We start from the raw sequence: 25,521 nt of genomic DNA, 5'->3' as shown, positions 1-25,521 counted from the left end.
TTTTCGCCCAACTGATTTTTCCGGAGTTCCGTCGTGCTCGAACGTTCCGCCCTTGCCGAGAATGCGCTCCAGGCGCTGCATGACGAGGACTACGACCGTCCCTTCAACACGCAGTCGCTCAATCACGAGACGATGATCTTCACCGGCGGGCGCCGTGGCATCAGTCTGGATGGCGACTGGAACTTCTGTGTCGACCTGCTCGACACGGGCCTCAGGCAGAAATGGTTCTCGATGCTGCCGATGCCGGCCGAGGAGCGGACCGAACCCTGGGATTACGATCCTTACGAGGGCGAGACCGTTCCGGTCCCCTCCTGCTGGCAGATGCTGAAGGAGAAGTGGTACTTCTTCGAGGGCAGCACCTGGTACACGCGGCCGCTCGACATGGCCGGAGAGCTTGCCGGAAAACGCCGCTTCCTGCGCGTCGGTGCGGCTCAGTACGACTGCAAGGTGTTTCTCAACGGCGTGTTCCTTGGCAACCACTATGGCGGCTCGACGCCGTTTTTCTGCGAGCTCACCGATCATCTGCAACCGGGCCGCAACTGGCTGATGCTGATGGTCAACAACACCCGCACGCTCGACCGTGTGCCGATGCGCAACACCGACTGGTTCAACTATGGCGGCGTCTATCGCGAGGTCGAGCTTTACGAGACCCCGGAAACGGTGATCCGCGACCTCTTCGTTCATCTGGTGCCCGACGGCGCGTATTCCCGCATCCGGGCCGAAGTCGAGGTCGACGGCGATGCCTCCGAGGCGGTGCTCGAGATCCCGGAACTCGGCCTCAGCGAGACCATCGCGCTGGATGCGGACGGTCGCGGAACCGTGACGGTCGAGACGCGGCCGGAACTCTGGTCGCCCGAGACCCCGAAGCTTTACGGCGTCGTCCTGACGGCGGGCGGGGACCGGGTCGAGGACCGGGTCGGCTTCCGCCAGGTGGAGCGGGTCGGGGACGAGATCCTGCTGAACGGCAAGGCGCTGTTCCTGCGCGGCATCTCGGTGCACGAGGACGACCGCGACATGGGCAAGGTGACAAGCGAGGCGGATCTGCGCCGGCGCTTCGAGCATGCCAGGGCGCTGAACTGCAACTACCTGCGGCTGGCGCATTATCCGCATCACGAGATGGCGGCGCGGCTGGCCGATGAACTCGGCTTCCTGCTCTGGGAGGAGATCCCGGTTTACTGGGCCGTTGCCTTCGACAATCCGGCGACCTACCGGGATGCCCGCAACCAGCTGATCGAGCTCGTCAAGCGCGACCGCAACCGGGCCAGCGTCGTCATCTGGTCGGTCGGCAACGAGAACCCGGACACCGACGCGCGCCTTGCCTTCATGAAAGGCCTTGCCGAGACGGCGAAACAGTTCGATCCGACCCGGCTGACGTCGGCCGCCTGCCTCGTCAACCACGCGCGCAACCGCATCGAGGACCGGCTGGCCGAGCATATCGATGTGATCGGCATCAACGAGTATTACGGCTGGTACGAGGAGAATTTCGAGGATCTCGTCGCCATCGGCCGCAACTCCGACCCCGGCAAGCCGGTGGTGATCTCGGAAACCGGCGCGGACGGGGCGATCGGCGAGGGCGCACCGGCGCGCGGCCTGTTCAGCGAAGCCTACATGACCGAGGTCTACCGGCGGCAGATCGCCACCTTGCGCGACTTGTCCTATGTGAAAGGCATGTCGCCCTGGATCCTTTACGACTTCCGGGTTGAACGCCGGCAAAATATCTTTCAGCGTGGTTACAACAAGAAAGGCCTGATCGCGGCCGACAAGACCACCGTGAAAGAGGCCTTCGGCGTATTGGCGGCCTATTATGCCGAGCGCCGCGAGGCGGAGGCCGCCGGGGAGGGGGACGCATGATCGAAGGCGGCGGCAAGCGGCGCTACGAGGAAGTGGCCGAGGCGCTCAAGCAGGAATTGCGCGCCGGCAATTACCGCATCGGCGACCGGCTCAAGACGGAGCGCCAGATCTCCGAGGAGATGGCCGTCAGCCGCTCGCTCGTGCGCGAGGCGGTGATCATGCTGGAGATCGAGGGCTTCGTCGACGTCCGCAAGGGATCGGGCATCTATGTCGAGCGGCTTCCGTCCGGTGAAAGCGAGGAGCCGCGCGGCGATATCGGGCCGTTCGAGCTGCTGCAGGCGCGCCAGGTGCTGGAAAGCAGCATCGCCGCGTTTGCCGCGACCATGGTGACGAAGTCGGACATCCTGCGCATGCGCGAGGCGCTCGATCTGGAGCGCAAGGCAATCGAGGCCGGTTCCGGGGACTATTCCGGCGATGAGCTTTTCCATCACCTGATCGCCGAGGCGACGCAGAACAGCGTGCTTGTCGACATGATCGACGAGCTCTGGCGCAAGCGCGAACAGAGCCCGATGTGGGCGCGCCTGCACACGCGCATCTTCGACCGGGGGTACCGGGGCAAGTGGCTCGAGGATCACCAGGCGATCCTCACGGCACTGCAGTGCCGGGACCCGGGCGCGGCCCGGCAGGCCATGTGGCGGCATCTGGAAAACGTCCGGCTGACGCTTCTTGAACTGTCCGATGTCGATGACCCGCAATTCGACGGCTACCTCTTCGACAGCGGCCCGGCCACGGCGGCGGGAACCTGAAACGATCCGACGAACGAACGTATCCGTATCCACCCAATCCCCGAGGGATCCTTCGAAATGCAACAGTCCTGGCGCTGGTTCGGCCCGACCGACCCGGTCACCCTTTCCGACATCCGCCAGGCGGGTGCGCGGGGTGTCGTGACGGCGCTTCATGATGTGCCCAACGGCACGGCGTGGCCGGTCGAGGCGATTGCCGCGCGCAAGGCCGCCATCGAGGCTGCCGGCCTTGACTGGTCGGTTGTCGAGAGCATTCCCGTGCACGAGGACATCAAGACAGGTGCCCCGGGCTGGGAGCGGCACGCAGAGGCCTGGTGCGGTTCGCTTGTGAACCTTGCTGCCAATGGCATCCGCACCGTCTGTTACAATTTCATGCCGGTGCTCGACTGGACGCGGACCGAACTGGCGCACGAGCTTCCCGACGGCGCCCGCTGCCTGCGTTTCGACCAGGCACGCTTCGCGGCCTTCGATCTTTTCGTCCTCGCGCGCGCGGGCGCGGCGGCCGACTATACGGGCGCCGAGATCGAGGCGGCGCGTGCCCTGCATGCCGGCATGTCGGACGAGGAGACCAAGGTCCTCACCGACACGATCATCGCCGGACTGCCGGGAGCGGAGGAGAGCTATTCGCTCGACACGTTCCGCGCCCGGCTTGCAGCCTATCAGGGGACGGATGCGGACGGTCTGCGCGAGCGGCTGGCGGCGTTCCTGGAGATCGTCGTGCCGGTGGCGGAAAAGGCAGGCATCGTCCTTGCCATCCATCCCGACGATCCGCCACGGGCCCTATTCGGCCTGCCCCGCATCGTCTCCACCCAGGACGACATGGCGGCGATCGCGGCGATGTCCGACAGCCCGGCGCACGGTTTCACCTTCTGCACCGGTTCCTACGGCGTGCGGGCCGACAACGATCTCGTCGCCATGCTGGAGCGGTTCGGCGCGCGGGTGCATTTCCTGCATCTGCGCACGACGAAGCGCGAGGGCGACGGCAAGAGCTTCCATGAGGCGGCGCATCTGGACGGCGACGTCGACATGGTTGCCGTGGTGCGCAAGGTGGTGGAGATCGAGCGCCGCCGGGGCGTATCGCTGCCGATGCGGCCCGATCACGGCCACCAGATCCTCGACGACCTGAGGCGTGTGTCGACGCCGGGCTATCCGGCCATCGGCCGCCTGCGGGGACTTGCCGAACTGCGGGGCGTCGAAATGGCCGTCGCCGCGCTCGTGCCCGGCTGAGAAGGCAGCGCCAGTACGGCGGCAAGGTTGAGCGGGCGAAGGGGGCGAGGCAAGGGCAGCCGGCCGCCGGGATGCAGGGCCTGCCCGGAACCTGCGGGCAAAGGCGGGCTTGCCCGCATGGCCACTGGTCTGCAATACCTGTCTGTCAAACCTGTCAGGTACGGAACGGACATGCATCTGGCCTATACGACGTCGCCCGGGCGCGGCGACATGGATCTCGTGCTCGCGGGCGTGGCGGACGCCCTGGCCCGGCGGGGCATCCGCACCTGCGGCGTTGTCCAGATCAACTCGGATTGCGACAGCGGGCGGCACTGCGACATGGACGTCAAGGTCCTGCCGGCCGGGCCGATGTTCCGTATCTCCCAGTCGCTGGGCAAGGACGCGCGAGGCTGTCGCCTCGATCCGCACGGGCTGGAGATGGCTGTCGGAGCGACCGCCCGGCAGCTCGCCAGCGGCGCCGAGGTGCTGATCGTCAACAAGTTCGGCAAGCAGGAAGCCGAGGGGCGCGGGTTCCGCGACCTGATCGCCGAGGCGCTGGCCGCCGACATGGCGGTGATCGTGGGCGTCAACGGCCTCAACCGCGATGCGTTCCTGGAGTTCTGCGGGGGAGAGGCGACCGCGTTGCCACCGCAGGTCGAGGCGATCACGGGGTGGATTGCAGATGCGGTATCGCCTGCGGAGGTTGTCGGCTGAGCTGCAGCCGGGATCCGCTCTCACCCCATTGCAAAGCCCGCAACCACCCGCGCGGGGTGAAACCGCACCAGTTCCAGCCGGGAGGCTCGTAGCCTGAGCGGCCAGGCGCTGCCGGCCAGCAAGGCCGGGATCGCCGCGGCAGGGTCCTCCGCCGCTTCGCATAGCGTCACGTGAGGCACGAAGGCGCCAGGCAGGTAGTGCCCGGCGCGGGCCAGCTCCGGATGCCGGGCCGTGAGCGCGTCGTCGAGGTTCTTGTGGAGATCGAGGAGATCGCGTCGGGGAACCGGCGCTAGATAGACCACCGCCGGGGGGCCGGGAAAGATGCCCGGGCCGCTCAGCGTCAGCTCGAGCGGGGCGCAGCCGCCGGCGAACCCGGTCAGCGTTTCCGCGATGGCGTCTTCCTCGTCAGGGGCGTCAGGAAGAATGGCAAGGGTCAGGTGGGGCGCATAGGCGAAGTTGCGCCGCGTCGCCTCCAGGCCCCGGGCCAGCAGCATCTCCCAGATCGCGGTGATGGAAGCCGCGTCCGGATCGTCGAGGCGCAGCGTAACGGCCAGCGGCATGTCGTTCTCCCGCAAGCGCCCGGCCTGCCGTGGGCGGACGTCAGGTGTTCCCGACGGCGACCGTCGCATCGCCGACGCTGACCGACTGGCCGGCATCGTCCTGCACGGTCAGCCGGATGATCATTTCCGGAACCTCGCCGGGAAGCAGCTTGGCAACCCGGCCGGCAATCGTCATCCGCGCACCGACCGCGAGCGGCCTCAAAAAGCGTATCTGCAGGCTGCGGATGTCGGTGCCGGGCAGCCAGCCTCTCAGTGCCCGCTCGAAATGGCCCATCATCAGCATGCCATGCACGATGGTGCCTGGCAGGCCGGCGGCGCGGGCGGCATCCTCGTCGAGATGAATGCGATTGCGATCGCCGGAGGCATCCGCATAGGCCGCGACGCGGGCGGCGTCGAGCAGCGCCGGCTCGGTATCGGCAAACTTGTGTCCGACGGAAAACGCGGCTTCGCTCATGATCCGGCTCCGTCTGTCCGTCTGTTCTGGAACAGGACGATATCCGCAAGAAACTCCTGGCAGTGGCGACCGGCCGCGTCACGCACGCGTCCGCGCACCACGATCCGGTCGTCCCGGTCGGGGTTGCGCCGCCAGTCCACGGCCACCTGGTAAGGGCGCCCGACCTCGAGCGCATGCTCGTAGCGGAATTGCTGGGCCTGGTGAACGAGGACGGCCGAACGATCGGCGGCGACGCTTTCAAGCGCGCCCAGGACCTCCGGCCTGGAGAGCACGGTGAAGGCGAAGGTCGCGGGGACGTGGTCGCCGGCCTCCATGCCCGTCCCGCCAACCGCGGCCGCGAATGCGGCGATCCGGTCGGGGGCCGTGGCAAGTTCCACCTCCGCGATGAGGGTCCAGTCCGGCTCGCTCATACCGCGCTCCAATCCTGAATGCCGATACGTCCGTTACCGGACGGTCCGTATCGCGAGTGTCGCGTTGATCCCGCCGAAGGCGAAGGAGTTGCTCAGCGCGGCGTCGATCTGATGGGGGCGGGCCGTATTGGGCACCGGATCAGGCAGGCATTTGGGATCCGGCTCCAGCCAGTTGATCGTTGGCGGGGCGATCTTTTCGCGCAGCGCGTTCACCGTGATGATGAGCTCGATCGCGCCGGCGGCGCCGAGGGCGTGGCCGTGGATTGGCTTGGTCGACGAAACCGGCAGGCTCTCGGCATAGTCGCCGAAAACCTTGCGAACGGCTTCCGTCTCGGAAATATCGTTGAGGATCGTGCCGGTGCCGTGGGCGTTGACATAGCCGATGTCTTCGGGCCGCAGGCCGGCATCGGCAAGGGCATTGGCCATGGACGACGCGGGCCCCTCGACCGTTGGCCGCAGCAGGTCGCCGGCATCGCTCGTCGTGCCGTAGCCGGCGATCTCGGCCAGCGGCGTCGCGCCGCGCGCCAGCGCATGCTCGAGTTCCTCGATCATCAGCACGGCCGCACCTTCGCCGAGCACCATGCCGTTTCTCTTGCCGGAGAAGGGGCGGCAGGCTTCCGGCGCCATCACGCGCAGGATCTCCCAGGCGCGGAACGTCGCCGGTGTCAGCAAGGCCTCGCTGCCGCCGACAAGGGCCGCGTCGATCATGCCGGAACGGATCATCTGGAACCCGTAGCCGACCGACTGGGTGCCGGAGGCGCAGGCGCTCGAAACGGCGAGCGAGGGGCCGCGAATGCCGTAGCGCATGCTGATCTGCGATGCGGCTGCGTTCGGCATGACCTTGGCGATGCTCATCAGGTCGGGGCGGGTCTCGGTGACATAGAACCCGTAGTGCCCGTCATCCGTGGTCCATGAGCCGCCGATGCCCGATCCGATGATCGCGCCGACGCGGGAGCCGAGCGGTTCGGAGGTATCGATGCCGGCGTGGCGCAGGGCTTCTTCGGCGGCGACCAGCGCGAGCTGCGCGAAACGGTCGGTCGTCTTGATCTCCTGCGGCGTCAGATGCGCCTGGGGATCGAAGTCCGGGATATGCGCCGCCTTGGTGATGCGCTGACGCGGATAGCGGTCGAGTTGAAAATGCGAAACGCCGGTCCGGCCGTCGCGTGCTGCCGTCCACAGCGCGTCGGCGCCCATGCCCGCGGCGGTGATGGCGCCCATGCCCGTGACGACGATGCGCCTGTGTTTGCTCGTCACGCGGCATCTTCCTTCATGCGGGCCGCGAGAACCTTGAGGAAGTCCCCAACCGTCCGGGCCTCAGCGAGGTCGCCATCGACGGGGATGTAGACGCCGAATTCCTCTTCGATCGCCATCAGGATGACCACCATGTCGGCGGACTGGATGCCGAGATCGTCGAAGGTCGCGTCGGCCGTGAGTTTTTCACGCTCGACCATTCCTTCCTTGGCGACCAGATCGAGAAGCCTCTCGAGGGTTGCGGGATCAATCCCTTCGGCCATCTGTTCCATGATGAGTCTCTGTCCCTGTCATTTCCGCGTCTTTTGCGCTTGTCATAAGGGCTAAGCCGGTTCTGTTCCAGCTTGAAGTTATCGAAAAACGGCCGTGATCGGCAGTGGCGACCGACGATGGACAGTCGAATAACCCCGCTGCCCTTGCGGCGGCATTGTGCGTCTACTATGCACAGCACTGTTCGCGAGGCTTGCGGGATGGGCCGGGACATCGCGGGCGGGGGTCTGGCTTGGTTGCCACTGTGCCAGGAAAAACTGCTGTGCGATGCGGGGCTTGAGCATGTCCAAGGAACGGGCGTCTAATTTCGCTGCGGCTGCGGGCCTGCTTCTTGCAGCTCCCGTTGTGATCGTGCCCGGATCGGCAATCATCATGATGATCTGGGCCCGTTGGGCCTTTTACCAGCGCCACCCCGACTACGTCCAGCATAGTGCGCCGACGGTTAGCCGTGCAATCAGCGATCCGTTCATCGGCGAGCCCTTCGCGGCCGTCATTCTCGCGGTCGCCTGCGTCATGGCGCTGGCGCTCGTGCCACTGTGCAATGCCTATTTGGCCACCATCCGGCTGCGTACCGAGGGCAACCCGGCGGCGCGCGCCAGCCTGCGCCGGCTGATGTATGTGTTCATGGCGGTACAGGCCTGCGGAACGGCCGGCATGGTCGTTTGCACGCAGGTCACCTTTCGGCAAGACCATGACATCCACATGGTCGGGAGCTATTTCTTTTTTGTTTTTCAGGCGATAGCCATTCTTCTCAGCGGTATCGTGGCAACCCGCCTGGTACGTTTGCCGAGCCGCGAGGGCTGTCCCTACCTGCGTCTTGAATCGACCTATTCGCGTATTCGCCGCTATCTTGCCTTCGTGACCGCGGGGTTCGCCGTCTTTTATCTTGTCCTGTTCGTGATCAAGGGCTTCGATCTGCCGATCCCCGAATATGACGTCTACAATTTCTACACGATCCACGAGATCGTGACGATCTCGGCCTACATCTTCCACTTCATGCTTTATGCGCCGGAAGTCTTCCGGATGACCCGCAGCCTGGTCTCGACAGGATCCTGGCGACTGGAAGCGCGGACGATGGCCTGAACGGGCTGGCGCCAGTCTGGCGTCAGTCTGGCGCTGGTCTGGCGTCAGTCTGGCGCCAGGGCGGCGGCAACGAGTTCCGTCGTGCGGCTCTCGATCGCGTTTTCGAGCCGGGCCGAGAAGCTGACCGAATCGAGGCCGGCAGGGATCGCCGGCAGAATCTCGACGACGATCGTGCCCGGGAAGCGCCAGAGGCTGTTGCGTGGCCAGAACACGCCGGAATTCAGCGCGATCGGCACGCAGGGAACCTTCAGCGCGCGGTAGAGGGCGACGACGCCCGGCTTGTAGTCGGGGGCGGCGAAGGGGGCCGCGCGGGTGCCTTCGGGAAAAATCACCACCGGGCGGCCCTCCGCCAGACGCTGCCTGGCCTGGCGGACAAGATCGACAAGCGCGGCCGCTTTCGCCTTGCGGTTGATGCCGATATGGCGCAGCCGCCACATGGTCCAGCCCGCCACGGGGATCCGGGTCAGTTCCCGCTTCAGCACGATCGCCGGATCGTCGAGGATGATCTGCAGGGCAAGGGTCTCGAAGGCGGACTGGTGCTTGGAGGCGACCAGGCAGGCGCCGGCCGCGGCCAGGTTCTCCCGGCCGCGCACCTCGTAGCGCAGCCCGGTCACCGCGGAAAGAAGCCAGAGCCAGAATCGGACGATCCTATTGGCGCAGGCAAGCACATGGCGGCGGGGCATCACGAGCAGCGGGGTGAAGGGAGCGAAGAGCACAAGGGTGACGAGGGCGAGGGCGAGGAACACCAGCGAGCGCAGGGCGGCGAGGAACGCGCGCCAGCCGCGCGGACGCCGCAGGCGCGGCCGGGCGCCGTCTCCGGAACCGGTCGCATGATCCACCTTGGCCGGCGGAAGTTCGCTCATCCGGGGCATGTCCTTTCGCGGCCGTATGTCAGCGCCGTTCGGCGATTGTCACGGCAAGGGAGGCGACCCCCTCGATCGATCCCTCGAGCCGGTCCCCGGGCCGCGTCGCGCCGACGCCGGCCGGCGTCCCGGTGAAGATCAGGTCGCCGGGGCGCAGGATGACCGAGCGGCTGCAGATGGCGACAATGTCGGCGACAGGCCAGATCTGGTCGGCAAGATCGCCGTCCTGGCGGGTCTCGCCATTCACGGCAAGGGTGATGCGGCCGGAGGTCGGATGACCGCAGCGGCTCCAGGGAACCAGCGGCGAGCAGGGGGCGGAGAAGTCGAAGCCCTTGGCCCAGTCCCAGGGGCGGCCCATTTCCTTCGCCTGCGCCTGCAGGTCGCGGCGGGTCAGGTCGATGCCGGCGCCATAGCCCCAGATGTGGCCGGTTGCGTCAGCCGGATCGATGTTGCTGCCGCCGATCCCGATGGCGACGACGAGTTCCATCTCGAAGTGAAGGTCCTCGGTCAGCGGCGGGTAGGGCACCGTGCCGCCGGCATCGCAGACCGCGTCGGCCGGCTTGGTGAAGAAGAACGGCGGCTCCCGGTCCGGATCCTTGCCCATTTCCCTTGCATGGGCCGCATAGTTCCGGCCGACGCAGAAGACGCGCCGGACGGGAAAGCGTGCGCTGCTTCCCTCCACGGCGACACTCGGCACGGGCGGCGGGGCAAGGACGAACTCTGACAAGGCCTGTCTCCTGGTGAGGTGGCGATGATGGCTGGTACCTGTGCGGACAGGCGCGGACGATGGCAGGCAGGCTGTCCGTTCCGCCGCGGCCGGTCCGCGCCCTCCGGTTTACGTGTTGCCGCTTTCGCGGTCCAGCACTCGCTGAGATCGTCATTGTCATTGACGTGGTGCAGTGCAACAGTAGTCGGCAACAGCAGCTTGGGCGAGAGTGAAGAATGGGCGGTCGCATCATCTCCGTTGCACAGCAGAAGGGCGGTTCGGGCAAGACGACCCTTGCCGCCCATCTTGCCGTTGCCCTTGCCCTGAAAGGCGAATTTCCGGTGGCGCTGGTCGATGTCGACCCGCAAGGGTCGCTCGGCACATGGTACGAGGCCCGGGAAGACGCCTTCGGGGATGTCGGCACGGGACTGACCTTCCGCACCTCCAGCGGCTGGGGGGCGCGCCGCGAGGCCCGTTCGCTGGCACGCGACCACGGGGTGGTGATCGTCGATACCCCGCCCAAGACTGATTCCGACGTTCGCCCGGCCATCGAGGCGGCCGACATGGTCATCATTCCCGTCCAGCCGACGCCGGTCGATCTCTGGGCGACCGGCCAGACGGTCGAGCTTGCCCGCCGGGAAGGCACGGGTTCGCTGGTGGTGCTCAACCGCGTGCCGCCGCGCGCCGCGCTGACGGAGGAAGTGATGGCCGCGATCGGCGAGAACGGCTTCCGCGTGGCCGTGGCCCGGCTCGGCAACCGCACGGCCTTCGCCGCGTCGATGGGAAGCGGGCGGACGATCCTGGAGACCGATCCGCGTGGCAAGGGGGCGGAGGAGGCGCGTCATCTCGCCGAGGAAATCGCGCGCCTGATCGGACCGGCCTGATTTTTTCCGAATTTTGCCCTTGAAGCTATAGTGGCTAGAGGGATTATGTCTCATGTCAGATTCCAGAAAGCCTCCGGTCCGGCCGGAGAGGAAGGACTGACATGAGTGAGAAGACAGCTGGCGTCGCGACCGCCGAAACCCGGTACGAATGGACCGTCGAGGGCATGGACTGCGCCTCCTGCGTCGCCAAGGCGCGCGGGGCGGTGGAGCGCGTTTCCGGTGTCAGCGGGGTCGAGGTGTCGCTGATGAAGGAGCGGCTCCGGGTTTCCCTCGACGAGGCACGCACCCGGCCGGAGGCCGTGGAGCGGGCGATCGGCGCCATCGGCTACAAGACCAGCGCGCGCCGGCGCCTCGATCCTGAAGGCGCGGGCGAGGATGCGAGCGGGCGCGAGGCCGAGGACCACGGCGCGTGCGGATGCGGTGGCCACGACCACAGGAACGACAACAGGAACGACAACGGGCACGGCGGCCACAAAGACGGCGACCACAAACACGGCGACAGCCACAGCCATGCCCATGATCATGACGATCCCTCTGAGCGGGGCCAGTCCTGGTGGCGGACCGGCAAGGGGCGGCTGGTCATCCTGACGGGCGCGCTGCTCGCGGCGGCCTGGGCAACCGAGCTGCTTGTTTCTCCCGGGATCTCCCGCTGGGCCTTCGTCGCGGCGTGCCTCATCGGCCTGTTTCCCGTTGCCCGGCGCGCCTTTGCCCTGCTTCGTGCCGGCATGCCGTTCACCATCGAGATGCTGATGACCATTGCCGCGACCGGCGCGCTGTTCATCGACGCGTCCGAGGAGGCGGCACTCGTGGTGTTCCTGTTCGCTGTGGGCGAGCTGCTGGAGGGGGTCGCGACCGATCAGGCCCGCAGCGGCATCCGCTCGCTGGTGAAGCTCCTGCCCAAGACGGCGCTGCTTCTGGAGAGCGGGCGTCCGCGTGAGGTCCCGGCGGACAGTCTTGCGGTCGGAAACGAGGTGCTGGTGCGTCCCGGCGACCGGGTGCCCGCGGACGGGACGGTCGTTGCGGGGAGCTCCGGCGTCGACGAGAGCCCTGTCACGGGTGAAAGCATGCCGCAGACGCGCTCGCCCGGCGACGACGTCTTCGCCGGCTCGATCAATGCGGAGGCGGCGCTCACCATCCGCGTCACCCGCGAACCGTCCGACAACACGATCGCGCGCATTATCCGCCTGGTGGAGGAGGCGGAGGAGGCACGCGCGCCGACGGAGCGCTACATCGACCGGCTGAGCCGGGTCTACATGCCCTTCATCGTCGGCATTGCCGTTCTGGTCGCCCTTGTTCCGCCGCTTGCCCTCGGCCTGCCCTGGGACGTGTGGATCTACCGGGCGCTGGCCCTGCTTCTGATCGGCTGCCCCTGCGCGCTGGTGATCTCCGTGCCGGCGGCCATTGCCTCCGGGCTTTCGTCGGGCGCGCGGCGCGGGCTTCTCATGAAGGGCGGCTCCGTCGTCGAGGCGGCGGCGGCCACGCGGCTGGTGGCTTTCGACAAGACCGGGACGCTGACGCAAGGACGGCCCGTCGTCACCGACATCGTCCCCTTTGGCAGCACGCCGCAGGCAGAGGTGCTGATGCTGGCAGCGGCGGTGGAGAACGGCTCGAGCCATCCGCTTGCAAAGGCAATCCTGATCAGGGCGGAGAATGACGGACTTGCGCTTCCCGCCGCCAGTGCGGCGCGGGCGCTTCCCGGACGCGGCGTGGTGGCCGAGCTTGCCGGGCGGGGCGAGATCCACGTGACCAGCCCGGCCCAGGCGCTGGAGGCAGGCCGCTTGCCGGACGATCTGGAGCGGGAGGCGAGCGCGCTGGAGAATGCCGGCAAGACGGTCGTGGTCGTCCATGGCGCGGAAGGTCCCATCGGCCTGGTTGCCATGCGCGACGAGCCCAGGGAGGACGCGGCCCGCGCGATCCGGGAGCTGGCGCGCCTCGATGTCTCGGCCGTCATGCTGACGGGCGACAATGCCCGCACGGCAGCCGCGATCGGCGATGTCATCGGCATCGAGCAGCGGGCCCGCCTCCTGCCGGAAGACAAGCTGGTGGCGATCCGCGAACTGTCGCAGGGCGGGCCGGTGATGATGGTGGGCGATGGCATCAACGATGCGCCGGCGCTGAAGCAGGCGAGCCTCGGCGTTGCCATGGGCTCGGGAACGGATGTGGCGCTGGAGACGGCGGATGCGGCGATCCTGCGCGACCGGGTGGGCGATGTCGCCGCAATGATCCGGCTGGCGAGGGCGACCATGTCGAACATCCACCAGAACGTGGCCATCGCGCTGGGATTGAAGGGCGTGTTCCTCGTGACCTCGGTGCTCGGGATCACGGGCCTGTGGATCGCGATCCTGGCCGACACGGGTGCGACGGTGCTTGTCACCGCCAATGCGCTCAGGCTGCTCGCCTATGATCCGGTGCGCGCCGGCGGGCAGTCCGGGACGTAGCCTCCTGCATCATGAACGTCGTCGACGGCCGCAGGTCACACGCCCGGCGCGCGCATGTCGAGCGTGTCGAGCACCATGCGGCCGTCGGCGGCGGCAGGCAGGACGGAAAAATCCCCGAACCGGTTCAGCGCCGCCTCGAGCATCTTGTCATAGCGTGCCTTGGGAAGCTCGAGCGTGCCGAACTGCGAGAGGTGGCCGGTGACGAACTGGGTGTCGAGCAAGGCATAGTTGCCGGCGATGAGCCGTGCGATCAGATGGCTCAGTGCGACCTTCGAAGCATCGCGCTCGAAGGCGAACATGCTCTCGCCGAAAAACGCCGCCCCGAGCGAGACCCCGTAGAGGCCGCCGACCAGTCTGCCCTCGCGCCAGGTCTCGACGGTGTGGCAATAGCCCATGTCGAAGAGGGCGCCATAGAGTCGCCTGATCTCCGCGTTGATCCAGGTCTTGCGGCGTCCCTCCGCGGGCGCGGCACAGCCGTCGATGACGCCCTGGAAATCGCTGTCCACCCGGACCTCGAACTGGTCCTGGCGGATGGTTCGCCGCAGGCGTTTGGGGATGTGGAACGCATCGAGCGGCAGGATCCCGCGCTGCTCGGGCTCGATCCAGAAAAGGTTGGCGTCGTCCGCCGATTCCGCCATGGGAAAGATGCCGCAGGCATAGGCCTTGAGCAGGACGTGCGGCGTGATGACCAGCGGATCGTTCTTGTTCCCGGCCATGGCAACCTTTCGGGCGGGAGACGCAGCCGCAAAGCCCGCCTCCCGCGGTCTCAGTCGTCCGACTTGGCGGCGAGATACTTCTCGAGCCAGTGAATGTCGTACATGCCGTTGGCGATGTCCTGATTGTCGACGAGATCACGAAACAGCGGAATCGTCGACTCGATTCCATCCACCACGAACTCGTCGAGGCAGCGGCGCAGGCGCATCATGCACTCGACGCGGTTGCGGCCGTGGACGATCAGCTTGCCGATCAGGCTGTCGTAATGCGGCGGGATCCGGTAGCCCTGATAAACGCCGGAATCGACACGCACGCCCAGACCGCCCGGCGGGTGGTAATAGGTGATCCGGCCCGGCGAGGGCGCGAAGGTGCGCGGGTTCTCGGCATTGATGCGGCATTCGATGGCGTGGCCCTCGAACAGCACATCCTCCTGGCGAAGCGTCAGCTCGGCGCCCGAGGCGATGCGGATCTGCTCGTTGACGAGGTCGATGCCGGTGATCATCTCGGTCACCGGATGCTCCACCTGCAGGCGGGTGTTCATCTCGATGAAATAGAACTCCCCGTTCTCGTAGAGGAACTCGATCGTGCCGACGCCGCGATACTTGAGCTTGCGCATGGCATCGGCAACGATCTCGCCGATTTCCTTGCGCTGGGCCGCGTTGAGGGCGGGCGAGGGCGCCTCCTCGAGGACCTTCTGGTGGCGGCGCTGCAACGAGCAGTCGCGCTCGCCCAGGTGGATCGCGTTGCCGCGCCCGTCGCCCAGCACCTGGATCTCGATATGGCGCGGCTTGCCGAGATACTTCTCCATGTAGAGAGCATCGTCGCCGAAGGCGTTCTTGGCTTCCGTGCGGGCCGTCGACAGCGCCGTGTCGAGGTCCTTTTCGCTCAAGGCAACCTTCATGCCGCGCCCGCCGCCGCCGGCCGCGGCCTTGACGAGCACGGGGTAACCGATCTCGCGCGCGATCGCATGGGCATCGTCGCCCGGCTTCACCGCGCCGTCGGAGCCCGGCACCACGGGAATGCCGAGACGCTTCGCCGTCTGCTTGGCCGCGATCTTGTCACCCATGATGTGGATGTGTTCCGCGGTCGGGCCGATGAAGGTGATCTTGTGCGCTTCGAGGATCTCGGCGAACCGGGCGTTCTCCGACAGGAAGCCGTAGCCGGGATGCACGGCGTCGGCGCCGGTGATCTCGCAGGCGGCCAGAAGCTGGGGAATGTTCAGATAGCTGTCGCGCGCCGGCGGCGGGCCGATGCAGACGCTTTCGTCGGCGAGGCGCACATGCATGGCGTCGGCATCGGCGGTCGAATGCACCGCCACGGTCTGGATGCCGAGCTCCTTGCAGGCGCGCAGCACGCGCAGCGCGATCTCGCCGCGATTGGCGATGAGGATCTTCGAGAACATGGGTTCGGCCCCCGTCACTCGAGGACGACGAGCGGTTCGCCGTATTCCACCGGCTGCCCGTCCTCGACCAGGATCGCGGTGACGCGACCGGAGCGGGGAGAGGGGATCTGGTTCATGGTCTTCATCGCCTCGACGATGACCAGCGTGTCACCGACGTTGACGGTGTCGCCGATCTCGACGAAGTTGCGCGCGCCGGGCTCGGCCGCGCGATAGGCGGTGCCGACCATGGGCGAGGGGACGGCGCCGGGATGACCGGCCGGGTCGGCGGAGGCGGGAGCCGCCGCGGGAGCGGCCGGGGCGGCGGGCGCCGCGCGGGCGACCGACACCGGCGCCTCGACCGTGATCTGGCGGGCGACGCGGACGCGGAACTCGTCGCGCTCGAGCTCGATCTCCGTCAGGTTGGTCTCGTCAAGCAGAGCCGCGAGCTGGCGAATCAAGTCCTGATCGAATTGGTCTTTCTTTTCCGACATTTGCCTGTCTTGATCTTTTCGTGGTTGAACGGGCCGCGTGGGCCGTGGTCAGGGCCTGATGACGGTCGACAGCGCTTCGAGCGCAAGCCGGTAGCCAGTCGGACCAAAGCCGCAGATCACGCCGAGCGCGACCGGCGACACGTAGGAATGATGCCGAAAGGCTTCCCGCGCGAAGACGTTCGAAAGGTGAACCTCGACGGTCGGTATCTCGGCGGCGCGGATGGCATCGTGCAGCGCCACGGACGTGTGCGTGAAGGCGGCGGGATTGATCACCAGTCCTTGCGCGAGATCGCCCGCCTCCTGGATCCAGTCGACCAGCATGCCCTCGTGGTTGGACTGCCGGAACTCGATCTCCAGGTCGAGATCCTCCCCGACATCGCGGCACAGGCTTTCGATATCGCCAAGGGTTGCCGTTCCGTATGTGGAAGGCTCCCGTGTGCCGAGCCGGTTGAGGTTCGGACCGTTGAGGACATAAATCGAGGCGGACATTCATTCCCCGCAAGGGTGACGCGACACGGGTGGCGCGTCACGTGGCATCACTGTGCCCCTTATAGGGACTTGGGAAGCGCAGGAAAAGACCTGTTGTCGCCTCCCGCGGTCTCGCACAGGCCGTTGCGGGCGGCGCGAGACCGAGGCGCCGACCGACGGGCCGGGAGGGAGACCCGCTCCGCCTTCAGCAGGTCGCCTGGCCGCAATTGCGCATCGAGTCGATCTTGCCCTTGAGCTGGTCGTAGCCGACGGCGCCCATCACCACGTCGTCGCCGATGACATAGGAGGGGGTCCCGGTCAGGCCGAGCCGGTTCGCCAGCATGTAGACTTCCTGGATCGAGGTCTTGACCTCCGGATCGTCGAGGGAGGCCTCGACCTTGTCCATGTCGAGCCCGGCTTCCCTGGCGGCGGCCAGCGCGCTCGCCTTGTTGGCCTGGCTGCGGGCGCCCATCAGATTACGGTGGAAGTCGTGATACTTGTCCGGCGCGATCATGTTGACCGCGACCGCGACCTGTGCCGCCTCGACCGACCCCTGGCCGAGAACCGGGAATTCCTTCAGCACGACGCGGAGCTTGTTGTCTTCCTGGAGCAGCTTTTCCATGTCGGCCATGGCGCGCTTGCAGTAGCCGCAATTGTAGTCGAAGAACTCGACCAGCGTGACGTCGCCGTCCGGGTTGCCGAGTTCGACCTGACGGGTGGAGTCGAAGAGGATGTCGGCCACGCCCGACAGGGCCTCTGTGCGCGCCTTGCTGGCCGCCGCCATCTCGCGCCGCTCCAGTTCCTGAAGCGCCTCGCGGATGATTTCCGGGTTCCCGATCAGGTACTCGCGGACGATCTTCTCCACGTCGCCGCGCGCCAGGGGCGTGTCCTGGGCCTGCGCCAAGGGCGAAAAGACGAAGGCCATTGCGGCGATGGTGGCCAGAAGCAGCTTCTTCATTCGGGTCTCCAGAGACCGGGGGAACGCCCTCAATCCGGTCCGTTAGGTGTCGTTCGCAATGCGTCCCGCCATCAAGAGCGGCCGGGAAGCTTCGGAGGCTTATAGGACACGATATCATCTGCCTGTAGCCAGGATGGCGTTCCGCGCTTCAATTTTTTTTGTGCTCGGGCCGCGTAGCGTTTCGCCGCGCTGAAATCGCCCCGTGCCATCAGGCCGCGCGCGGTGGCAAGGTCCGCCTCGGCCGTCTTGCCCTGGCGGCCGAGGGCGATGGCGAGCTGCGAATATCCGATATGGGAGTTGGGATCCATCTGCAGGCCGAGCTTGAGGACCCGCTCCGCCTCCCCCAGCGCGGACGTCTCGTTCGCGGCGACGAGCGCGAAGCCCAGCCAGATCTGAAACTGTGGCTCCCTGGGACGCAGGGCGACGGCCTGGCGGAACGGGCCGATCGCTGCCTTCGGACTGCCCGATTCGAGAAGGGCCTGTCCCTTGAGCTCATGAAAATACGGATTGTCCGGCTGCCGGCGCAGCAGCTTGTCGATGACCTCGACCGCCTGGCGGCGGCTCTGGGTGCGCATGGTCACGACGGCGCGCGCATATTCGGCGGGCAGGGAGCCGTCGGATCTCGGATAGGCCCGGGCAACCACGTTCGGGTGGCTGGTGTAGGCGATCAGCTTGGCCCGCACCATGTCGTGGCGGAGCTGCAGCTCGGGGTTGGCGGGCGTGTCCCAGTAGCGGCTCTTGCGGGCAAGCGTTTCCAGCGCATTGAGGCGTTCGCGCGGCATCGGATGGCTCTGCGCGTAAGGGTCGGTGTACTGGGCGGAGAACAGCAACTGGTCGGCGAAACGGCTGAAGGTCTTCAGCATGCCCTTTGCCGACTGGCCGGTCTTTTCCAGGAAGGTGATCGCGGCGCGGTCGGCAATGGACTCCTCGCCGCGCCGGTAGGCAAGCAGGCTGCGCTGCGCGATCCCGGTGCCGGCTGTCAGGGCCCCGGCGCCGCCCTGCGCGATGCCCGACTGTCCGGACGAGGCGCCGGCGGCCATGGCGCCGACGCCCAGGATGGTGCCGAGAACCGCCATGATCTGCGCGTTGGCAAGGGCCTGGCGCAGGCGGACGAGATGATTGCCGGTGATGTGTCCGGTCTCGTGCGCAAGGACGCCGATGACCTCGCCCGGGGTCTCGGCCTCGGTGATCACTCCGACATTGATGAAAATGCGCCGGGCATCCGCGACGAAGGCGTTGAAGTCGTTGCGGTTGACGAGAATGATCTCGACCTGCTGGCGGGCAATGCCGGCGGCGTCGAAAATCGGTCCCGCATAGTCGCGCATGAGGGCCTCGGTTTCCGCGTCCCGCACCAGCGGTATACCCCCTTGCGCGCGTACCGGTGCGCTCAGCGGGCCGAGCGCCACCGCGCCGGCCACCGCCGCCGCCGCCAGGTTCTTCACAAACGCGCGTCCGGGCCTGCCGCGGCCTGTCGCCATTTCCGTTCGGGGAGTGGAAGAAAGGGACGGGAGCATGGGCAGGCCTTTGTTCACGGTCTTGCTGGTCTCGTTCGCGCCGGCCGCAGGTTGGGGGCCGGGGCAAGGGCTCGGCATCGGGCAACACCCCTCGACAGGTGCGCGAGCGAAAGGTAGGTGACCGGGACGAGGCCGGTCAACTGTCCGCGACGACATGTGCTCCCGCCCTCTTAACGCTGTAAATGCGGCACCAGATTGGCGCGCTTGCCGCCGGCTCGCCGGCCGGCGGGGAAAGCGCGCCCCGACAGCTCTTGAAACAGGAAGCCATCCATGCCCGACGTGTCCCGCCGATCCGAGGTCGAACCGTTCCTTGCAATGGACGTGCTTGCCCGGGCCAACGCCCTGGAGGCGGCCGGCGCGCGCGTCCTGCACATGGAGGTCGGCCAGCCGGGCGCACCGGCGCCGCGTGCGGTGCTCGACGCTGCCCGGGCGGCTCTGGACGGGGGCCGCATCGGCTACACCGAGGCGCGCGGCCTGCCGCTGCTGCGGCGGGCGATCGCCGAGCACTACCGCGCGGCCTACGGCATCGAGGTGAGCGATCGGCGCATCGTCGCGACGACGGGCTCGTCGGCGGGGTTCAACCTGGCGTTTCTCGCCGCCTTCGATCCGGGCGACCGGGTGGCGATCACCGCACCCGGCTATCCGGCCTATCGCAACATCCTGCGGGCGCTGGGGCTTGTTCCCGTCGAGATCGAGGTCGGTGCCGACACCCGCTGGGCGCTGACGCCGGAGCTGCTGGAGGCGGCCCATCGCGAGGCGCCGCTGAAGGGCGTGCTGGTCGCCTCGCCGGCCAATCCGACGGGCACGATGATGACGCCGGAGGCGCTGAAGGCGCTCAACGCGGCCTGCGAGGCGCTCGACCTGTGGTTCATCTCCGACGAGATCTACCATGGCCTCGTCTTCGAGGGGCGACAGGAAACGGCGCTCGCCTTCACGGACAAGGCCATCGTCATCAACAGTTTCTCGAAATATTACTGCATGACGGGCTGGCGGATCGGCTGGATGGTCCTGCCGGAGCAACTGGTGCGGCCGGTCGAGCGGATCGCGCAGAGCCTCTATATCTCGCCGCCGGAACTCTCGCAGCGGGCCGCGGCGGCGGCTTTCGGCGCGAGCAGCGATCTGGAGATCGTCAAGGCGGGCTACACGCGCAACCGGGCGGTGCTGCTGGAGCGGATGCCGGGGCTCGGTTTCACCGAGATGCTTCCCGTCGACGGTGCCTTCTACCTCTATGCGAGCGTCCGGCCGTTCTCCAATGACAGCGTCGCCTTCGCAGGCCGCATGCTGGAGGAAACCGGGATCGCGGCGACGCCGGGACCGGATTTCGATCCCGTCAACGGGCGTTCCTACCTGCGCTTTTCCTTCGCCGGCGACACTGCCGTCATCGAGGAGGCGATGGAACGGCTGGCCGGCTGGTTGCCGAAACAGGGATAGGAGGGCAGGGGGCACCCGGAGGCGGCCGATCAGGCTCAACGCTCACAAAAAAGGCAGGCAGATTTTACAATCTGCCTGCCTGATTTTTGAAATACTGATCCAGAACTTATCGGAATTGCACCCTCCGATATCCAAAGTTCGCTCAGAGCCTGCCAGGGCGTGAGACGACCCCCGGATTCGGGCGCCTAGAAGAAGCTGCGGCGCTGCCACCAGCCCGAGCGCTTGGGCTCGGAATCATCGCTTTCCCCGGTCGATCCGTCGCCGCTGACCTTCTCGCGCACAACGACCGGCTCGGCCGGTGCCGACGGTTTGGCGGGTTCGGCGGCCACCGGCTCGGCTTCAGCCGGCTCTTCGGCCTTGACCTCGGCCTGGGCGGGCTCCGCGGCAGCGGCTTCCTCGGCTTCGCTCGACGCGTCGACAGGCTCGGCCTCTTCGGCCACCGCCGCCGGGGTCTCTTCGGTCACGGCCGGCTCGGCATCGGCAGGTTCTTCGCCAGGTTCTTCGGCAGTCGTATCGACGGTCGCGGAAACTTCAGCCCCGGCCTCGACCTCGGCCTGCGAACCGGCATCGGCCTCACCGAGGTTGGCGTCGGCGTCGACACTGGCCTCGCCATCGCTTTCGGCAACCGGTGCCGGGTTCTCGATCTCGGCGACCGTGGCGTCATTGGCCTCGGCCGCGATGGCGGGAGCTTCGGATGTCTGCTCGGTGTCGTCACCACCTTCGCCGTCGCGGCGGCTGCGGCGACCGCCCCGGCGGCCCCGGCGACGCTTGCGGCGGGCGCGCTCGTCGTCATCGCCATCCGTTTCGGCATCGGCATCGGCCTCGGTTTCTTCGGCAGCGTTCTCGCTGTCGGAACCGTCATCGGACGCTCCGGCCTCGTTGTTGCCGGCCTCCGAGGCCTGCTGCTCGTCGCCGTTCGCGGGCTTGCGGCGGCGACGGCGGCGGCGGCGCTTGCGGTTGTTGCCGTCCTCGTCCGCATCGTCGCGATCACGCGGCGCGCGTGCTTCGGTCTCTTCCTCTTCCTCGTCCTCTTCCTCGACCGGCTCCTCGATGTCGTCGTCCTCGTCGATGGTGATCGGCATGACGGTGGAGGGCTGGATCAGCCGGGGCGTGTCGTCCGGACGCGGCTCGACGGGGTCGCCACGCTCCAGCACGTAATGCTGGCCGCTTTCCATGGCGCCGGCCTGTACGGCGATCTCAAGGCCGAAGCGGGCCTCCAGGTCGGCCAGGTGGGCGCGCTTCTGGTTGAGGATGTAGAGGGCCGCCTCGGTGGTGGTGCGCACGATCAGGTTGTGCGTCGCGCCCTTCAGCAGGCTGTCCTCGAGCGAACGCAGCACATGGAGGGCGACCGACTCGACCGAGCGGATCATGCCCGTGCCGTGGCAATGCGGGCAGGGGGTCATCGAGCTTTCGAGAACGCCCGTGCGAATGCGCTGGCGCGACATCTCCAGCAGGCCGAAATGCGAGATCCGGCCGACCTGGATGCGGGCCCGGTCGTTCTTCAGGCAATCCTTGAGCTTGCGCTCGACCGACCGGTTGTTCTTGTTCTCCTCCATATCGATGAAGTCGATGACAATCAGGCCGGCGAGGTCGCGCAGGCGCAACTGGCGGGCCACCTCCTCGGCGGCCTCCAGATTGGTCTGGACGGCGGTGTCCTCGATATTGTGCTCGCGGGTGGACTTGCCCGAGTTCACGTCGATGGCGACCAGCGCTTCCGTCTGGTTGATGACGATGTAGCCGCCCGACTTCAGCGTCACCTGGGGCGAGAACATCGCATCGAGCTGCGATTCCACCATGAAGCGCGAGAAGACCGGCGTCGCGTCCTTGTAGGGCTGGACGTTCTTGGCATGGCTCGGCATGAGCATGCGCATGAAGTCCTTGGCCTCGCGGTAGCCTTCGTCGCCGGCGACAAGGACCTGGTCGATATCCTTGTTGTAGAGGTCGCGGATCGAGCGCTTGATCAGCGAGCCTTCCTCGTAGACGAGATAGGGCGCGGAGGATTGCAGCGTCAGGTCGCGCACATTCTCCCAGAGCCGCATCAGGTATTCGAAGTCGCGCTTGATCTCCGCCTTGGTGCGGCTCGCACCGGCTGTGCGCAGGATCACGCCCATGCCCTGCGGCACTTCCAGCTCGGAGGCGATCTTCTTCAGCCGCTTGCGGTCGGTCGGGGTGGTGATCTTGCGGGAAATTCCGCCACCGCGCGCGGTGTTCGGCATCAGCACCGAATAACGGCCGGCGAGCGACAGGTAGGTGGTGAGCGCCGCGCCCTTGTTGCCGCGCTCTTCCTTGACGACCTGCACCAGCAGAACCTGCCGGCGCTTGATCACTTCCTGGATCTTGTACTGCTTGCGGTGCCTGCGGGCCCGCTGCGGCACTTCCTCAAGCGCATCCTCGGCTCCGACGGATTCGACATCGTCCTCGCCGCCTTCGCCGTTTTCCGCCTCGTCGCCGGAGCTGACCTTGGCCTCGCCATCGTCTTCGCTTCTGGCCGCGCGGGAGCGCCGGCGCGCCGGGCGTTCCTCGTCGTCGTGGCGGGCTTCCGCCTCCTCCTCGTCGAGCAGAGCCTGCCGGTCGGCGACCGGGATCTGGTAGTAGTCGGGATGGATCTCGCCGAAAGCGAGGAAGCCGTGCCGGTTGCCGCCATAGTCGACGAAGGCCGCCTGAAGCGACGGCTCGACACGTGTTACCTTGGCCAGGTAGATGTTGCCACGAAGCTGCTTGCGATTGGCAGCCTCGAAATCAAATTCCTCGACCCTGTTGCCACGCACGACGACAACCCGGGTTTCCTCCGGGTGCGCGGCATCGATGAGCATTTTGTTCGCCATAGATGGGGATCTCCACGACCGGCGCTTCCGGGCGGCTTGGTGCGCTCGCCCGGAGTTGCGCAATTGCGGTCGTTCTGTTCTTCAGTGTGAAAGGGGACGTCGGGGCGCGCCGCGCGGCGGTCCGAGCGGAACCGGCGATGCCTGAAACGGCCGCCTTGTGTCCCTGTCGGATCGTCTTCGCGCAAAGGTTCATTGCAGCGCCTAATGGACCATATCTGTAGGGCACCGGCCAAAATGGCGGGCCGTGATTGCATCATGCCAGTTGCCGGGTTGGCGCGCGGGCGGCCGTGGAGCCGGCAAACTGATAAACGGGTCCTGCTCTGGCCCGCCCCTGTTGCCATCATGCGCTCCGGAGCCGGCTTGCGCCGCCAGGGAGCTTTCGTACGGATCGATCCTGTTTCCGTCCCGGCGCGATACCGCGTTCGCGAGACCGGGACATTGCAGGCCGCCAGCCGCAGCGCACCGCGCTTCCGGCCGGACCCCCGGATTTCCGGCGAGAGCCGTAGATCAAGGGACGCACAATTTTGATGGTCACCCTGACGGGTTCCGACGCCAATTGATCGATCGCGGGTGACGCAAGGACAGTTGGCTGGGCCGGACGCCGTTTCGGGGCACCAGGACGTCCCGACATGAATCATCTTCATAGTCGGGACCCGTTCGGTTTCTTTTACGGTCGCGGGCGTCATAAGGCAAGTACGCATACGCGCTTCCCTCGACTTGTGCTTGCGGCTCGCGTCAGGACATGAAGGGGCGTATTGTCAATGAAAGGTTAACTTGCCTAAGGGTATTCCTTGAAACGGCTGGCCCTTGCCACAAGGGCGGGGCGAACAGGATCGGCAAGAGGCGAAATCCGGTGACGAGCTTCGGATGCATGGCGCGGCTTCTGGCTTGCGCAATCACGTTGGCATTGCCCGCGGCAACCTGGTCCGTGCTGGCCGTGGCCGCCGCCGCGCCCGTGCGCGCCGAAACGCCGGACGTGCCGGATGTGCCCGTGGCGCGCGAGGCGCGCGTGGCCGGGGACGAGGCGCGCACCCGTTTCATCATGGACCTTTCGTCACCGGTGGAATTCGCCGTGTCGACGCTGTCCGACCCCTATCGCATCGTCATCGACCTGCCGCGTGTCGCCTTCGATCTGCCGGAGACCGCCGGGCAGGAGGGGCGGGGGCTTCTCTCCGCCTGGCGTTTCGGGATGTTCGCCGCCGGAAAATCCCGGGTTGTGCTGGACGCCAAGGGGCCGGTCGCCGTCGACAAGGCCTTCGTCCTGCCGCCGGTTTCCGACCAGCCGGCCCGCTTCGTCCTCGATCTGGTCAGCACCTCCCGCGAGGCCTTCCTTGAAACGGCCCGTGAAAGCGCCCCGGCACCGGCCGTGGCGCGCAAGGGCGACCGGCTGGCGCCCCAGCCGGAGGGCAAGAAGGGATTGCCGATCATCGTTCTCGACCCCGGACACGGGGGGCTCGACACGGGTGCGACCGGCAATGGCGGCACGCTGGAAAAGGCCGTGGTGCTCGATTTCGCGCTGATGCTGCGCGACAAGCTGATCGCCACCGGGCGCTACGATGTGCGCATGACGCGCGACACGGACGTGTTCATCCCCCTGCGCGAGCGGGTGAAGATCGCACGTTCCCTGGAGGCGGACCTGCTCCTGTCGGTCCATGCCGACTCGGTGCGAATCGGTCGCGACCAGGTGCGCGGCGCCGGCGTCTACACCCTGTCGGAGAATGCCAGCGACGAGGTCGCGGCCGCATTGGCCGAGCGCGAGAACCGCTCCGACATCATCGCCGGCATCGATCTTGCCGACGAACCGGACGATGTGACGGACATCCTGATCGACCTGGCGCGCCAGGAAACCAAGAAATTTTCCTACCTGTTCGCCCGCACCCTGGTCGGCGAGTTGCGCGGCACCGCGCAACTGGTCAAGAACCCGCAGAGATCGGCCGGATTTCGCGTTCTGACCGCGCATGACGTGCCGTCCGCGCTGGTCGAACTCGGCTATCTGTCGAACAAGCTCGACGAGAAGCTGATGACCACGGACGAATGGCGCGGCCGAATGTCGGCCGCTCTGGTGGCCGCGATCGACAACTATTTCGGACGCCGTTTCGGCAAGCCCGGCGTGAAGCTGTCGCAGAGCGCGACCGGCACGCAGGACGGGGAAGAGGATACCAAGGTCGAGCAATAGCGGCGAACGCCTCAGCATCGCCATATTGGTCAAGGATTGAGAGGGTCTGGGCGGGGCTGTTTGCGAGCCTTTCCGGTCCGTCCCGCAAGGGGGGCCGGCTCCGCAGGCAAAGACAGGGCGACGAAGGTCG

Annotated in this window: 23 protein-coding genes; 9 read left to right on the top strand and 14 right to left on the bottom strand. The window is 66.8% G+C overall.

Annotated elements, in window-relative coordinates; all coding sequences use genetic code 11:
* The first annotated feature begins 33 nt into the window (after nt 1-33).
* The 4 genes from ACQY46_RS17125 to ACQY46_RS17110 all read left to right on the top strand — a co-directional run bounded on the left by ACQY46_RS17125 (nt 34) and on the right by ACQY46_RS17110 (nt 4,514).
* Nucleotides 34-1,851 (top strand): glycoside hydrolase family 2 protein, encoded by a 1,818-nt coding sequence (locus ACQY46_RS17125; RefSeq protein ID WP_428697213.1) that lies wholly within the window; start codon nt 34-36, stop codon nt 1,849-1,851.
* Nucleotides 1,848-2,597, top strand: coding sequence for an FCD domain-containing protein (locus ACQY46_RS17120; RefSeq protein WP_428697212.1), 750 nt, complete (start codon nt 1,848-1,850; stop codon nt 2,595-2,597). The genes ACQY46_RS17125 and ACQY46_RS17120 overlap by 4 nt, the downstream gene beginning before the upstream one ends.
* 57 nt (nt 2,598-2,654) lie before the next feature.
* Entirely contained in the window at nt 2,655-3,821 is a 1,167-nt protein-coding gene (gene uxuA / locus ACQY46_RS17115; RefSeq protein ID WP_428697211.1) for a mannonate dehydratase, read from the top strand.
* A 171-nt stretch (nt 3,822-3,992) separates the two neighbouring features.
* Nucleotides 3,993-4,514 carry a DUF2478 domain-containing protein gene (locus ACQY46_RS17110; protein WP_428697210.1) on the top strand — a complete coding sequence of 174 codons (522 nt, stop codon included), beginning with the start codon at nt 3,993-3,995 and terminating at the stop codon, nt 4,512-4,514.
* Nucleotides 4,515-4,534: 20 nt separating this feature from the next.
* Here the strand turns inward: ACQY46_RS17110 and ACQY46_RS17105 are convergent, their stop codons facing one another.
* The 5 genes from ACQY46_RS17105 to ACQY46_RS17085 are packed head-to-tail and all read right to left on the bottom strand — an operon-like array spanning nt 4,535 to nt 7,461.
* Complete coding sequence (locus tag ACQY46_RS17105) at nt 4,535-5,074, bottom strand: 2'-5' RNA ligase family protein (RefSeq protein WP_428697209.1); 540 nt, start codon at nt 5,072-5,074, stop codon at nt 4,535-4,537.
* 40 nt (nt 5,075-5,114) lie between these two features.
* Nucleotides 5,115-5,528, bottom strand: a complete 414-nt coding sequence (locus ACQY46_RS17100) for a MaoC family dehydratase (RefSeq protein ID WP_428697208.1) — start codon at nt 5,526-5,528, stop codon at nt 5,115-5,117.
* On the bottom strand, nt 5,525-5,938 hold the full coding sequence (locus tag ACQY46_RS17095) for a hypothetical protein (RefSeq protein WP_428697207.1): 414 nt from the start codon (nt 5,936-5,938) through the stop codon (nt 5,525-5,527). The genes ACQY46_RS17100 and ACQY46_RS17095 overlap by 4 nt, the downstream gene beginning before the upstream one ends.
* 33 nt (nt 5,939-5,971) lie before the next feature.
* Nucleotides 5,972-7,192 (bottom strand): beta-ketoacyl-[acyl-carrier-protein] synthase family protein, encoded by a 1,221-nt coding sequence (locus ACQY46_RS17090; protein WP_428697206.1) that lies wholly within the window; start codon nt 7,190-7,192, stop codon nt 5,972-5,974.
* A complete protein-coding gene (locus ACQY46_RS17085) occupies nt 7,189-7,461 on the bottom strand; it encodes a phosphopantetheine-binding protein (RefSeq protein WP_428697205.1) in 273 nt (90 codons plus the stop codon). The genes ACQY46_RS17090 and ACQY46_RS17085 overlap by 4 nt, the downstream gene beginning before the upstream one ends.
* 280 nt (nt 7,462-7,741) lie before the next feature.
* Between ACQY46_RS17085 and ACQY46_RS17080 the strand changes: the two genes are divergently transcribed.
* Complete coding sequence (locus ACQY46_RS17080; RefSeq protein ID WP_428697204.1) at nt 7,742-8,542, top strand: hypothetical protein; 801 nt, start codon at nt 7,742-7,744, stop codon at nt 8,540-8,542.
* A gap of 44 nt (nt 8,543-8,586) precedes the next feature.
* Here ACQY46_RS17080 and ACQY46_RS17075 read toward each other — a convergent pair whose 3' ends face one another.
* On the bottom strand, nt 8,587-9,405 hold the full coding sequence (locus ACQY46_RS17075; protein WP_428697203.1) for a lysophospholipid acyltransferase family protein: 819 nt from the start codon (nt 9,403-9,405) through the stop codon (nt 8,587-8,589).
* 28 nt (nt 9,406-9,433) lie between these two features.
* Nucleotides 9,434-10,132, bottom strand: coding sequence for a fumarylacetoacetate hydrolase family protein (locus ACQY46_RS17070; protein WP_428697202.1), 699 nt, complete (start codon nt 10,130-10,132; stop codon nt 9,434-9,436).
* 215 nt (nt 10,133-10,347) lie between these two features.
* Between ACQY46_RS17070 and parA the strand changes: the two genes are divergently transcribed.
* Together parA and ACQY46_RS17060 are read left to right on the top strand one after the other, a co-directional pair.
* Nucleotides 10,348-10,995, top strand: a complete 648-nt coding sequence (parA, locus tag ACQY46_RS17065; RefSeq protein WP_428697201.1) for a ParA family partition ATPase — start codon at nt 10,348-10,350, stop codon at nt 10,993-10,995.
* A 101-nt stretch (nt 10,996-11,096) separates the two neighbouring features.
* Entirely contained in the window at nt 11,097-13,433 is a 2,337-nt protein-coding gene (locus ACQY46_RS17060; RefSeq protein ID WP_428697200.1) for a heavy metal translocating P-type ATPase, read from the top strand.
* Nucleotides 13,434-13,468: 35 nt separating this feature from the next.
* Here the strand turns inward: ACQY46_RS17060 and aat are convergent, their stop codons facing one another.
* From aat to ACQY46_RS17030, 6 genes are all read right to left on the bottom strand, one after another.
* Nucleotides 13,469-14,149 (bottom strand): leucyl/phenylalanyl-tRNA--protein transferase, encoded by a 681-nt coding sequence (gene aat / locus ACQY46_RS17055; protein ID WP_428697199.1) that lies wholly within the window; start codon nt 14,147-14,149, stop codon nt 13,469-13,471.
* 50 nt (nt 14,150-14,199) lie between these two features.
* Nucleotides 14,200-15,549 (bottom strand): acetyl-CoA carboxylase biotin carboxylase subunit, encoded by a 1,350-nt coding sequence (gene accC, locus ACQY46_RS17050; protein WP_428697198.1) that lies wholly within the window; start codon nt 15,547-15,549, stop codon nt 14,200-14,202.
* A 14-nt stretch (nt 15,550-15,563) separates the two neighbouring features.
* Nucleotides 15,564-16,019 (bottom strand): acetyl-CoA carboxylase biotin carboxyl carrier protein, encoded by a 456-nt coding sequence (accB, locus tag ACQY46_RS17045; RefSeq protein WP_428697197.1) that lies wholly within the window; start codon nt 16,017-16,019, stop codon nt 15,564-15,566.
* Nucleotides 16,020-16,067: 48 nt separating this feature from the next.
* On the bottom strand, nt 16,068-16,508 hold the full coding sequence (gene aroQ, locus ACQY46_RS17040) for a type II 3-dehydroquinate dehydratase (RefSeq protein ID WP_306028540.1): 441 nt from the start codon (nt 16,506-16,508) through the stop codon (nt 16,068-16,070).
* A 184-nt stretch (nt 16,509-16,692) separates the two neighbouring features.
* Nucleotides 16,693-17,445 (bottom strand): DsbA family protein, encoded by a 753-nt coding sequence (locus ACQY46_RS17035; protein WP_428697196.1) that lies wholly within the window; start codon nt 17,443-17,445, stop codon nt 16,693-16,695.
* Between the two features lie 71 nt (nt 17,446-17,516).
* Entirely contained in the window at nt 17,517-18,887 is a 1,371-nt protein-coding gene (locus ACQY46_RS17030) for a M48 family metalloprotease (protein WP_428697195.1), read from the bottom strand.
* A gap of 342 nt (nt 18,888-19,229) precedes the next feature.
* On the opposite strand from ACQY46_RS17030, the gene ACQY46_RS17025 reads away from it, so the two are divergent.
* The gene (locus ACQY46_RS17025; RefSeq protein WP_428697194.1) at nt 19,230-20,390 is read left to right on the top strand and encodes a pyridoxal phosphate-dependent aminotransferase; all 1,161 of its coding nucleotides are present in this window, start codon (nt 19,230-19,232) and stop codon (nt 20,388-20,390) included.
* A gap of 185 nt (nt 20,391-20,575) precedes the next feature.
* On the opposite strand, the gene ACQY46_RS17020 is transcribed toward ACQY46_RS17025, so the two are convergent.
* Complete coding sequence (locus ACQY46_RS17020; protein WP_428697193.1) at nt 20,576-23,215, bottom strand: Rne/Rng family ribonuclease; 2,640 nt, start codon at nt 23,213-23,215, stop codon at nt 20,576-20,578.
* Between the two features lie 853 nt (nt 23,216-24,068).
* Between ACQY46_RS17020 and ACQY46_RS17015 the strand changes: the two genes are divergently transcribed.
* Entirely contained in the window at nt 24,069-25,391 is a 1,323-nt protein-coding gene (locus ACQY46_RS17015; protein WP_428697192.1) for an N-acetylmuramoyl-L-alanine amidase, read from the top strand.
* The last annotated feature ends 130 nt before the right edge of the window (nt 25,392-25,521 follow it).

This window comes from Stappia sp. (genome assembly GCF_965276915.1).
In the GTDB taxonomy this organism is placed as follows: Bacteria; Pseudomonadota; Alphaproteobacteria; order Rhizobiales; family Stappiaceae; genus Stappia.
This window is presented reverse-complemented; position numbering and strand designations above follow the sequence as displayed.